Raw genomic sequence first — 11,259 nt, forward strand, 5'->3', positions numbered from 1 at the left:
CACCAGAGGCTCGCCGGACGGCGAAAAAAGACCGGACGGCAAGGTGGCGGGATGCGCCCCAACTCACGGCCGAAGCGGATATGTCCCGATGCGCGCCGCCATAGCGCCTGCGCGCCTCAAGTCAAATGCGAAGGCGCGAAAATGGGACGGTCCTCGATAATCTTTCTTGTAGACGCGGTCCTCCGGGGCGGGATACATTGGGTTGCAGCCGCGTTCTGGTGCAAGGAGCGGGCTTTGCAGAGATGATAAAGGGTCGCTCGCTCTGACGTTCGTCGTTGCATCAATGCTGATGTGAAGCTCGGGGGAAATTTCCGAATTTTACGTCGATGCCGAGATATATGTCTGAGGAGGAAGAGACGATGCGCCCAGTTTCCAGCCTCGCGACCGGCAAGTCTTTCGACCCGGCCTTAAGGGGTTACATCATCCACTATCATCCGGGGGAAGCCAATCACTGCCCCAGTTGCGGCCGCAGCCAGTGGATGGTCGGCCGGCTGATGGCCGAATGCGCCTATTGCGAAACCGCCCTGCCCCTGGAGAACAACCGTGGTTTCGGAGCCTGCGCCCGTTTCGTCAGCACGCATGACGTCATGGCTTCCGGCGATCCGCGCGACTCGATCAATCCCTGATCGGAGGAGGGCTGCGCGCCGTCAGGCCGCGGCCACCCCCTCCACCTCCACTATGCCGTCGCCGGCATAATAGCCCTGAACCCGCACCCGCTTTTCCACATGGTCGACGGGCACCCGCAGCAACACCAGGCGGAAACTGCCGCCCAGATCGCGCTGGAGCAGAAAACCCGCCTCGTCGCGGACCAGCCGCCCGGTTTCATCCACTCCAGCACCGATCTCCGTCATGGGTCATCGGTCTATCGCGTTCTTGATCCCCTTGCCAGCCATCAGGCCAAGGACGAGGAAGATGACGAACAGTGCGATCGCCAGCACGAACAGGAACTTCGCGATACCCACGAAGGCGCCCGCCGCGCCGCCGAAGCCCAATATGGCGAGCACGGCGGCGATCACGAGCGAAATAATGGCCAGACGGATCATGCGACACTCCTTCCGGTGAAAGACCTGCTCCTTCCAACGGATGGCGGGACCGCCGGTTCCTGACCGCGGTCAGGCGATCAGAACCAGAAGCGCACGCCCATCACCAGGCTGGTCGTTGAAGCCCGCTCTCCATACCGCCGGGTGAAGCGGGCGGTGTCGCCCAGCTTGCGTTCCCAGTTGACCCCGACATAGGGCGCGAATTCACGCGCGAATTCATAGCGCAGGCGCAATCCCAACTCGATGTCGGAAAGACCCGAACCGATGCCGAGTTCCGGCACGTCCTGCGCCGCGAGGTTGATCTCCACCGCCGGTTGCAGGATCAGGCGCTGGGTAATGCGCTGGTCGTAGCTGCCCTCCAGCCGCAGATGCGCGTCGCCCTTGTCGGACAGAAAGGCCTGCGCGCCGACCTCGAACCAATAGGGGGCGAGGCCCTCTATCCCCACCACCGCATAGGTCCGCTGCGGATCGGGGCGAATGTCGTGGCGGACGCCGGCTTCCAGGTTGAACCAGGGATCGATGGCGTGGCTGTAAAGCGCCTGCACCTCCGCGCTTTCCAGCGGGCCGCCGAATTCGCCCTCTCCTTCGGTCTTGAAGGCGAAACGGTCGATGTCGCCGCCTATCCAGCCCTCCCCTTCCCAATGATAGCCGTCGGCGCCCCTGCCCATGCGATATTCGAGCCGGTCGAGCATCAGCCGGGAGAAGGTCATGCCGCCGCTTTCCTTGAGCATGGCGGCACGGGCGCGCGCCATTTCGGCGGGGTTGTAAAAGGCTTCCGAGGCATGATCGGACGGCATGGGAGGGGCCACCCCTTCGGGTACGCCGTCATCGGGCGCGGGCTGGCCGTGACCGGCATGGGCGTCCCCGGCAGGCGGATGGTCGGAATGATCCTCCTGCTGCATGGCGCCGTGGTCCATCCCGCCATGATCCTGCGCCCAGACCGGCAAGGCGGCGGAAGCGAGCAGCAGCGCGGCCAGGCAAACCGGCGCCTTCATGCCGCGTCCCCCGCGTGCCGCACGGTCACGACGCGCATCATCCCCGTGTGCATGTGCATCAGCATATGGCAGTGAAAGGCCCAATCGCCCAGCGCGTCGGCGGTAAGGTCGAAACTCACCTTTCCCCCCGGCAGCACGTTCACCGTGTGCTTGAGCGGATTATGGTCGCCCGCGCCGGTCACCAGTTCGAAGAAATGGCCATGCAGATGGATCGGGTGCGGCATCATCGTGTCGTTGATCAGGTTGACGCGCACCCGCTCCCCATGGCGGAAGGGAATAGGGTCCGCCCCATCCGACAGCTTCACCCCGTCGAAGGACCACATATAGCGCTCCATGTTCGCGGTCAGGTGGATGTCGAGCGTCCGGGTCGGCGGACGCCTGTCCGCATGGGGCGTCAGCGATTTGAGATCGGCATAGGTCAGCACGCGATGGTCGACGGTCTCCAGCCCCGTCGGGCGGTCGGCGGTCCTGTCGGCCGGCATGGGCGAGAGCGTCGCGACGCCGGGCCCCATCTTCACCTGCGGCGCCACCGACCTGTCGCGCATCTTCATCGAATGGCCGGCCATGCCTTCATTGGCGGGCTGGCTGAGATCGATGACTCCGCCCTGCCCCATGTCCATTCCGGACATGTCCATGCCCATGTCCTTCATGTCCAGCAGCGGTCGGGCGCGCAGCGGCGGCACCTCCGCCGCAAGGCCCATGCGCGGCGCCAGGGTCGCCCGAACGAGGCCCGATCGGTCTATCGCTTCCGCGATCAGAGCGTAGGGCTTCGCTTCCCCGGGCTGCACCACCACATCATAGGTTTCCGCGATGCCGATCTGGAACTCGTCGGTCTCGACCGGCTGCACATGCTGGCCGTCGCACTGCACCACCGTCATCGGCAGGCCCGGCAGCCGCAGGTTGAAGTTGGTCATGGCCGCCGCATTGATGATGCGCAGCCGCACCCGCTCGCCCGGCGTGAAGATGCCAGTCCAGTTCTCCGCCGTGCCATGGCCGTTCACCAGAAAGCTGTAGGTCGATCCGGTGATGTCGGATATGTCGGTCGGGTCCATCCGCATGGCGCCCCATTCCATGCGCTCCTTCGCGTTCTGGTCCTTCCCGGCCAGCAGCCCCGCCAAGGTCTGCTTCTGCATGTTGAAATAGCCGCCCATCTGTTTGAGGCGCTTCAGCAGGACGTGCGGGTGGACCGGGCTCCAGTCGGACAGGATGACGACATGCTCGCGCGTGGCGTCCACCGGATCGGCGCCCGCCGGATCGATCACGATCGGCCCATAATGGCCGACGGCCTCCTGCATGCCGGAATGGCTGTGATACCAGTAGGTCCCGGACTGCCGGATGGGGAATTCATAGGTGAAGGTCTCGCCGGGGCGGATGCCGGGAAAGCTGATCCCCGGCACCCCGTCCATCTGGAAGGGCACGATCAGGCCGTGCCAGTGGATCGACGTATCCTCCCGCAGCCGGTTGGTGACGGACAGGCGGACATTCTGCCCTTCCTTGAGGCGGATGAGCGGCGCGGGCAGCGTGCCGTTGATCATCACCGCGTGCGCCGAACGCCCGCCGGTCGAAAAATGCCCCTCCGCCACGGTCAGGGCGATGGCCTCGCCGCTCAGCACTTCCGGGGCTGGGGCCGGGGTCAGGCCGGCCGTTCCGCTCCGCGCCCAGGTGGGGAAAACCCGGCTCAGCGCCAGCGCGCCGCCCAGGCCGCCCAGATTGCGGACGAGGGTGCGGCGATCGACATCGGGAAGGGTGAAGGGCATGGACAGCTCTGCAATAAGGACGGTTTCCCCCTATACGCGGCCCGTCGCCCCATCCCTCAATCCTTCGGCCAATTTGTTGCGCGCCCTGTAGAGGCGTGTTTCGACGGCTTTCTCGCTGATGCCCAATATCTGCGCCGCCTCCGCCTGGCTCATTCCCTCGATGGCGCGCAGAACCAGCACGTCCTTGAGATTGCCGGGCAATGCGGCGATGGCTGCATGGATATGCGCCAGCTCCGCCCGGGACTGGACAGCCTCCTCCGGCGTCGGCATGCCATCCGCCACGGCGCCTGCTTCCTCGATCGGCCGGGCGAAGGTGAAGAAGCGCCGCACCGCCCGCCGCCGCGCCCAGTCACGGCATTTATTCACCGCGATCCGCGCGATCCACAGCCGGAAGGGCCGCGCGCCATCATAGCGGCCAAGCGCGGCGAAGGCGGAGATGAACGTCTCCTGCGTGATGTCGAGCGCCTCCGTCGCATCGCCCGCATGTCCCCGCGCCAGACGGAACACGGCGTCGCGATGGCGGCGCATCAGCTCGCCATAGGCGCTCTGCTGCCCGGCAAGCGCCAGCGCGGCCAGCTCCGCATCGCCGCGTTCGGTGAGCGACGGGCTCACCGCTCCGGCGGGACGGGGGCTGGCCGGGTCAGCGCCTTGACGATGGCCGCGTCGAACTGCGCCGCCTGATCCGGCCGCAGCACGGCGCGCATCGCGAAGATATGCTTCAGCGTCTCCTTCTGAAGCATGCCCATGACGTGATGCGACCGGTCGACGGCCTCGGCCACTTTCGGGCCATAGCCATGCTCCGCCGCGATCGCCTGCGCCAGTCGCGCATTGTCGGCGCGCATCTCCGCCTCCATGGCCTCGCGCCGCCTCGCGAAATCCGCCTCCAGCGCGTGAATGCGCCGTTCCTGCGCCGCATCCAGTTCCAGCTTCTGGTGGATCAGGGCATGAACCTCGCTTTCGACGCGCGGTTCCGGCGCGATCCAGGCCCGCGCCACCAGCACCGCCGCCAGCGCCGCTGCAAAGGCGACCAGCGCGACCAGCCCATAGCGTGCGGTTCCCCTCATGCCCTTGCCCCCTGCATGACTCACTGCCCCAGCAGGCGGGAGGGTGCGTAATCCGACATGCCGATGACGGCGGGCCGGGACGCCGCCTGCGCCGGGCTGCCGGGCACCACGCTGCCGATCCACCCGATGCCGATCGCGACGATCCCCGCCAGCGCGAGGCTGCGCCGCGCCACGGCCCGTTCGCGGCGTGAGACGACGCCTGCCATCACGGCGTCCTCCAGCCTTTCCAGACGCGGATCGGCGGCGGCGTTCCGCATCTGGGCGGCCACCTGGCCCAATAGCTGATCGAGGTCGCTCATCACTTTCACTCCACATAGCGGCTTCAAGCCGGCGGGCATCATCCGCCACGCCGGAAATCACCACAAACACCATGTCCTGTCGCCTGCAATACGCAGGGCGCTTACCGACCCCTCATGCAAAAATTCCTGCGCTCCGGTCGAGGGGTCGGAAAGCGCAATGCGTAATGGTCCGTAACCGCAATCGATCGGGAGCCTATCATCATGCGTCGCAACCTGTTCACCCCCGCCATGCTGGCCGCCGCCTTCGGCCTTGCCGCCCTCCCCTCCGCAGCGCTGGCGCATCCGAAGCTGCTTTCCTCCAGCCCGGCGGCGGACGCCACCGTCTCCAAACCCACCCGGCTGACGCTCAGCTTTTCCGAAAAGCTGCTCGCGCCCTTGAGCGGCGTGGACCTCACCATGACCGGCATGCCGGGCATGGCCGATCATGCGCCGATGCCGATCAAGGGCTTCAAGACAGCGGTCGACGGGGACGGGAAGACCATGATCGTCACCCTGCCCCGGGCGCTGCCGGCCGGCAGCTACGACCTAAACTGGCACATCGTCGGCGCCGACCAGCACAAGATCGCGGGCAAATACAGCTTCTCGGTCAAATAAGGTCGATGGACTGGCTTCTCGTCACTGCCCGTTTCGCCCTGTACGCCGATCTTGCAGCGCTCGCCGGCCTGCCGCTGTTCTGGTGGAGCATGGGCGGAAGCGCGCGGCGCGGGGCGATCGGCGCGCTGGCGGTGGCCGGGCTTGCGCTCTCCGCCCTGTGGCTGCTCGCCAGCACGGCGGCCATGGCGGGAACCCCGTTCCTGCCCCCCGACTGGGGCGTCGCCGGGATATTGCTCAAGGAAACGCCGCTTGGCATGGTGCTGGCGGTGCGGGCCGTCGCGCTGCTGTCGATCCTGCCGCTGCTGCTCCGGCAGGGCGCCGGATGGAACGCCGCCCTGGCCCTGCCCGCCGCCATCGCCGCCGCGACCCTGGCCTGGTCGGGCCATGCCGCCGCCAGCGAAGGCCTTGCCGGCAGCGCCCACCGCATCGCGGACGCGCTGCATGTGCTGGCCGCCGCCGGATGGTTCGGTGCGCTGCTGGCCTTGCTGCATGCCGTGCTGTCGGGAAGGGAGAGCGGACGAACCGCCCATATGCTGGAGCGTTTCTCCCTGTTCGGCACGATCTTCGTCGCGACGCTGATCCTGACCGGCGCATTCAACGCAGTGATGATCGTCGGGATAGCCCAACTGCCCGCGCTTCTGCATGGCCTTTATGGCTGGCTGCTTCTCACCAAGCTGGCGCTGTTCGCCGGCATGCTGCTGCTCGCCGCCGCCAATCGCTGGTGGTTGACGCCGATGCTGGAGAGGAATGGAGGCGTTGCCCATCTGCGCCTGTCGCTGCTGGCGGAAACCAGCCTAGCGGTCCTCATCCTGGGACTGGTCGCGGCGCTTGGGACCCTGGATCCACTGGCTTGAAATGTGGGTGATGAGGGGAGGATTGGGATTGGCGATTTCAAGACCTTCCTTTTCCTTGAGGGAGGAGGATGGGAAGCCTTGGCGACGAAGGAGCCTGGGCTGATTTAGAGGAGGGAAGCGGGCCTGCGGTCCGCGCAATCCGTTGGATCGCAACCCCCTCACCCAGCTGCGACTAAGGCAGCAAGCTGCCAAGTCTGCGCAGACCTCTCCCTCATGGGAGAGGGATAAAGTGGCGTCAGATTACCACCCATTTCCCCATCGCACCGGCGATCGCTTCAGACCCAACCTTCCAGCACCTGATTGGGCGGCCGGTGGCCGTCGACCCAACTGCGGATATTGGCGATCACCCGTGCCCCGGTGGCGTCGCGCCCTTCGATTGTCGCGGACCCCATATGCGGCAGCAGCACCACATTAGAGAGGTCCAGCAACCGCGCGTCGACCGCCGGTTCATGCGTATAGACGTCCAGCCCCGCCCCTGCGATCCGTCCTTCCGCAAGCGCCCCGATCAAGGCCGGTTCATCCGTGATCTCGGCTCGCGAGGTGTTGATCAGATAGGCGTCGGACCGCATCAGCGCGATCCGCCGGGCGTCGATCATCCCGCGGCTGTCGGCGTTGAGCGGACAGTGGATCGACACGATGTCGCTGCCCGCCAGCAGAGACTCCAGATCGCCATGCCAGTGCGCCTGCAATTCCTGCTCCACTTCGAAGGGAAGGCGGTGGCGGTTGTGATAGGCGATGGAAAGGCCGAAGGCCGCCGCCCGGCGCGCGACCGCACGGCCGATGCGGCCCATGCCGATGATGCCCAGCTTCTTGCCGCCGATGCGGTGCCCCAGCATGCCCGACGGGCTCCAGCCGGTCCACGCGCCAGAGCGCACCAGCTTCTCCCCCTCCGCCAGGCGGCGCGGCACCGACAGGATCAACGCCATCGTCATGTCGGCGGTGTCTTCGGTCAGCACGCCGGGCGTGTTGGTGACGATGATCCCCTTCTGCCGCGCGGCATTGAGGTCGATATGGTCGACGCCGCTGCCGAAGCTGGCGATGAGTTGCAGCCTCTCCGGCGCGGCTTCGATCAGCGCGGCGTCGATCTGGTCGGTGACGGACGGCACCAGCACGTCGCATTGCGCCATGGCGCGGGTCAGCGCGGCGCGATCCATCGGCACGTCACCGATGTTGAAGACCGTATCGAACAGATCGGCCATGCGCGCCTCGACATTGGGAGGCAGGCGGCGCGTAACGATGACGCGCGGCGTGGCGGGGCGCGGTTTCTTGGCCATGTCTGGCCGCTATTCCCCGTGAGGACGATGGTCAAGCGCTTATCCATATCCGCAAGAGAGCGGTTGTCGGTCATGGCCGCGAGCGGCTATGGTCCGGCAGTCAGGCAATGGGGACGATATGGGCATGAAGGGCTATCTGGGCGCGGGCATGGTCGCGGCGCTGTGCTGGGCGGGCGGGGCATGGGCCGCGCCTGCGAAGCCGGTGCCCTATTGGGCGTCGCTGACCCAGGCCGAGGCGCGCATGCGCGTGGGCCCCAGCCTGGATTACCCGTCCAACTGGGTCTATCGCCGCCGTGACCTGCCGGTGAAGGTGGTGCAGGTGCTGGGCCTGTGGCGCAAGGTGGAGGATTCGACCGGCACGCAGGGGTGGATGCATGTCCGCCTGCTGAGCGACACCCCCACCGCCATCGTCACGGCGGACATCGCTCCGATGCGCGATTCCCCCAGCGAGGACGCCCGCGCCCTGTTCCGCGCGCAGAAGGGCGTGGTGGGGCGGCTTTCCTCCTGCGGCAAGGGCTGGTGCGCCTTCGACGTAGGGGGGCAGAAGGGCTTCATCCGCGCCAGCGACATATGGGGCGCGACGGGGTAGCGCCGCTCATTCGCCCTCTTCGTCGAACCGGTCGGCGTGCATCAGCCGCTTCACCAGCGGCGCCAGCGCCATGACGACCAGCCCCGCGCCGACCGACCACCAGCCGATCCTGCCATAGACCGCCAGCACATCGCCGCGGGAGGCCGCGCCGCCCTCTCCGCCCGTCGCCGCCGCAATCAGCCCGGCGGCATATTCGCCCAGCGCCATGGCCAGGAACCAGATGCCCATCATCAGGCCGATCATCCGCGACGGCGCCAGTTTCGACATGGCGGACAGGCCGACAGGGGACAGGCAGAGTTCGCCCAGCGTGTGGCAAAGATAGAGCAGGAAGATGAACAGCACCGGCGTCAGCGTGCCGGGCGCGCCGGTCCCCGCCACCAGGATCAGGAAGCCCGCGCCCACCAGCGCCAGCGCAATGCCGAACTTGGCAGGAGTGGAGGGTTCCCACCCCCGCTTCGCCAGCCAGATCCACAAGCCCGCCATCACCGGTCCGAACATCAATATATAGGCGGCGTTGACGGACTGGAACATGGAGGCAGGCACGTTGAAGCCCCAGATGTTCCGGTCCGTATAGCGATCTGTGAACAGGCTGAGCGACGATCCCGTCTGTTCGTACAGGCCCCAGAAAAGCGGGTTGATGACCAGCAGGAACAGCGCCGCCAGCATCCGGTCACGGCCGATCCGCTCCATCCGGCCGAACGCTTCCCAGAGGATGTACAGCACGACGGCGACGCTTGCCGCCGCCAGCATCCAGCCGACGATCACATGATTCTGGATCAGGAACCAGCACAGCGCGATGAACGCCAGGCTGGAAAGATAGACCAGCCATTCGCGGCTGAGGATGCCGCCGACACGCTGCCTGAGGCGTTCGGGATCGCGCGGCTCGCCCTTGCCCTGGAGCAACGGCCTGCACAGCATGAAGCCGATCACGCCCGCGATCATGCCGACCGACGCCGCGCCGAAGCCCCAGTGCCAGCCCCATGTCTGGCCCAGATAGCCGCAGATGACCGGGCCTATTGTCGCACCCAGGTTGATGCCCATGTAGAAGATCGTATAGGCCGGGTCGCGTCGCATGTCGTCGCGCGGATAGAGCTGCCCCACCAGTGCCGAAACGCTGGATTTGAGGAAGCCCGTACCCGTGATCACCGTCGCCAGGCCGAGCCAGAACAGGCCAAGGCCCATGGTCCCCGCATCGTCGCTTTCCATGCCCAGGATGATGTGCCCGGCGGCGATGACGACACCGCCGAACAGCACGGCCTTGCGCTGGCCGAGATAGCGGTCCGCCAGATAGCCGCCCATCAGCGGCGAGATGTAGATCAGCGACATATAGGCGCCATAGGCGTAGCTGGCGTCGCGATCGGAAAAGAGGAAATGCTGCGTCAGATAGAAGATCAGCAGCGCACGCATGCCGTAGAAGGAGAAGCGTTCCCACATCTCCACGAAGAACAGCAGGAACAGCCCACGCGGATGGCCGAGCCAGGTCCTGCCCGCTCCTGCCCCGGCGGGCGTTGAAATGGAGGTCGCCATCCGGCCCCTTATCCTATCTTGTTGCGGGCCCTGCGAAACGCATCCCTTGTCGCCGCCAGCCTAGAACCGAAATTATTCGTCTGTCAAAGAGCGGCCCTGCCCTTGCGTCCTGCCCGCCGCCGGGCCATCTGGACGGCCATGTTCAACGACCGCAGTTCTCCGCTCTCGCTTCTCCAGACCCGCCGATCGGGCAAGCCCCGCGACCTGATCGCGCCGGGACCGGACGAAGGCCAGCTCCGCACGATATTGGAGGTGGCGCAGCGCACGCCCGATCATGGCAAGCTGGCGCCCTGGCGCTTCGTGATCGTGCCGCTGGACAAGCGGGACGCTCTCGCGGCATTGCTCGAGACGGCGTATCGCGCCGAAAAGCCCGATGCCGGGCGGCTGGAGATGGAGTCAATGCGCCAGTTCGCGCATCAGGCGCCCACGCTGGTCGTCGCGCTGTCCGCGCCGGTGGAGGGTAGCAAGATTCCAGTGTGGGAACAGGAACTGTCGGCGGGCGCGGCGATCATGAATCTGCTCCATGCAGCGCATGCGCTGGGCTTTGCGGCGGGCTGGCTGACGGGCTGGCCCAGCTATAATGAGGATGTGCGCGCGGCCTTTGCGAAAGCCGGGGAACGGATCGCGGGCTTCATCTTCATCGGCACTGCGGGACGGGAACAGGAAGAGCGTCCTCGGCCAGAATATGACAATATAGTTTCTGTCTGGGACAGATAGTTACACGCTCAACCGGATATGGCGCAAGGGCGTCGCTTGACCTGCCACGCTGTATTATGGCACTGATGCACCATGGCCGACGACTCAAAACCCGTCTATCTCCGCCTTCGGGAGATCATCGCCGCTTCTATTCTGGACGGGGAATTTCGCGACGGGGACATGCTGCCTTCCGTGCGCGCCCTGGCCGCGCAGCAGGGCGCCAATCCGCTGACGGTAGCGAAGGCCTATCAATGCTTTCAGGACGATGGACTGATCGTGGTGAAGCGCGGCGTCGGCATGTTCGTCGCCGACGGCGCGACGCGGCGGTTGCGGGAAATGGAACGGGCGCGCTTCATGGAGACCGTATGGCCGCCTGTGGCGGATCAGATCAGGAGGCTGGGAATCAACGCGGCGGATCTGGATTTGCAACGAGCCTAGGATTGCGCTGCGTTTTTCCATGAGTGCAGTGGGTGCGGGTGACGTGATAAGTTCGTGAGCCGCCGGGCTGGCTGATTTGGGTGGATTCAGGTCATTCCCCCTCCCGCAGGCGGGAGGGGGAATGACCTGAAT

The 11,259-nt window shown here is 66.0% G+C and carries 15 protein-coding genes; 6 read left to right on the forward strand and 9 right to left on the reverse strand.

Translation table 11 applies throughout. From position 1 onward, the window contains the following. Positions 1-359: 359 nt before the first annotated feature. Positions 360-626, forward strand: coding sequence for a hypothetical protein (locus K7W03_RS19615; RefSeq protein WP_044662520.1), 267 nt, complete (start codon positions 360-362; stop codon positions 624-626). A 21-nt stretch (positions 627-647) separates the two neighbouring features. Here K7W03_RS19615 and K7W03_RS19620 read toward each other — a convergent pair whose 3' ends face one another. The 7 genes from K7W03_RS19620 to K7W03_RS19650 all read right to left on the reverse strand — a co-directional run bounded on the left by K7W03_RS19620 (position 648) and on the right by K7W03_RS19650 (position 5,155). After that, positions 648-851 (reverse strand): DUF5818 domain-containing protein, encoded by a 204-nt coding sequence (locus tag K7W03_RS19620; protein ID WP_044662521.1) that lies wholly within the window; start codon positions 849-851, stop codon positions 648-650. Between the two features lie 3 nt (positions 852-854). Further along, entirely contained in the window at positions 855-1,043 is a 189-nt protein-coding gene (locus K7W03_RS19625) for a DUF1328 domain-containing protein (protein WP_025551823.1), read from the reverse strand. A gap of 77 nt (positions 1,044-1,120) precedes the next feature. Continuing rightward, a complete protein-coding gene (locus K7W03_RS19630) occupies positions 1,121-2,035 on the reverse strand; it encodes a copper resistance protein B (protein ID WP_222887130.1) in 915 nt (304 codons plus the stop codon). After that, on the reverse strand, positions 2,032-3,792 hold the full coding sequence (locus K7W03_RS19635; RefSeq protein ID WP_222887131.1) for a copper resistance system multicopper oxidase: 1,761 nt from the start codon (positions 3,790-3,792) through the stop codon (positions 2,032-2,034). Before K7W03_RS19635 ends, K7W03_RS19630 begins: the two co-directional genes overlap by 4 nt. 30 nt (positions 3,793-3,822) lie before the next feature. Next, positions 3,823-4,404: an RNA polymerase sigma factor gene (locus K7W03_RS19640; protein WP_025551829.1), complete on the reverse strand. Its 582-nt coding sequence runs from the start codon at positions 4,402-4,404 to the stop codon at positions 3,823-3,825. Further along, positions 4,401-4,856, reverse strand: a complete 456-nt coding sequence (locus K7W03_RS19645; RefSeq protein ID WP_025551831.1) for a periplasmic heavy metal sensor — start codon at positions 4,854-4,856, stop codon at positions 4,401-4,403. The genes K7W03_RS19640 and K7W03_RS19645 overlap by 4 nt, the downstream gene beginning before the upstream one ends. Before the next feature lie 20 nt (positions 4,857-4,876). Next, complete coding sequence (locus K7W03_RS19650; protein ID WP_222887132.1) at positions 4,877-5,155, reverse strand: hypothetical protein; 279 nt, start codon at positions 5,153-5,155, stop codon at positions 4,877-4,879. A gap of 201 nt (positions 5,156-5,356) precedes the next feature. Between K7W03_RS19650 and copC the strand changes: the two genes are divergently transcribed. Beyond that, positions 5,357-5,749, forward strand: coding sequence for a copper homeostasis periplasmic binding protein CopC (gene copC, locus K7W03_RS19655; protein ID WP_044662524.1), 393 nt, complete (start codon positions 5,357-5,359; stop codon positions 5,747-5,749). A gap of 5 nt (positions 5,750-5,754) precedes the next feature. Next, complete coding sequence (copD, locus tag K7W03_RS19660; RefSeq protein WP_222887133.1) at positions 5,755-6,603, forward strand: copper homeostasis membrane protein CopD; 849 nt, start codon at positions 5,755-5,757, stop codon at positions 6,601-6,603. Between the two features lie 275 nt (positions 6,604-6,878). Here the strand turns inward: copD and K7W03_RS19665 are convergent, their stop codons facing one another. Then, complete coding sequence (locus K7W03_RS19665; protein ID WP_044662526.1) at positions 6,879-7,877, reverse strand: 2-hydroxyacid dehydrogenase; 999 nt, start codon at positions 7,875-7,877, stop codon at positions 6,879-6,881. A gap of 118 nt (positions 7,878-7,995) precedes the next feature. Between K7W03_RS19665 and K7W03_RS19670 the strand changes: the two genes are divergently transcribed. Next, the gene (locus K7W03_RS19670; protein ID WP_061935501.1) at positions 7,996-8,466 is read left to right on the forward strand and encodes an SH3 domain-containing protein; all 471 of its coding nucleotides are present in this window, start codon (positions 7,996-7,998) and stop codon (positions 8,464-8,466) included. Between the two features lie 6 nt (positions 8,467-8,472). On the opposite strand, the gene K7W03_RS19675 is transcribed toward K7W03_RS19670, so the two are convergent. Beyond that, positions 8,473-9,993, reverse strand: a complete 1,521-nt coding sequence (locus K7W03_RS19675) for a peptide MFS transporter (protein WP_140042150.1) — start codon at positions 9,991-9,993, stop codon at positions 8,473-8,475. 138 nt (positions 9,994-10,131) lie between these two features. Here K7W03_RS19675 and K7W03_RS19680 point away from each other — a divergent pair, with 138 nt between their 5' ends. Both K7W03_RS19680 and K7W03_RS19685 read left to right on the forward strand, forming a co-directional pair. After that, positions 10,132-10,710, forward strand: coding sequence for a nitroreductase (locus K7W03_RS19680; protein WP_222887135.1), 579 nt, complete (start codon positions 10,132-10,134; stop codon positions 10,708-10,710). A 72-nt stretch (positions 10,711-10,782) separates the two neighbouring features. Then, positions 10,783-11,127, forward strand: a complete 345-nt coding sequence (locus K7W03_RS19685) for a GntR family transcriptional regulator (RefSeq protein WP_048578265.1) — start codon at positions 10,783-10,785, stop codon at positions 11,125-11,127. Positions 11,128-11,259 lie beyond the last annotated feature (132 nt).

Origin of the sequence: Sphingobium sp. PNB (assembly GCF_019873065.1) — a bacterium.
Classification (GTDB): domain Bacteria; phylum Pseudomonadota; class Alphaproteobacteria; order Sphingomonadales; family Sphingomonadaceae; genus Sphingobium; species Sphingobium fuliginis.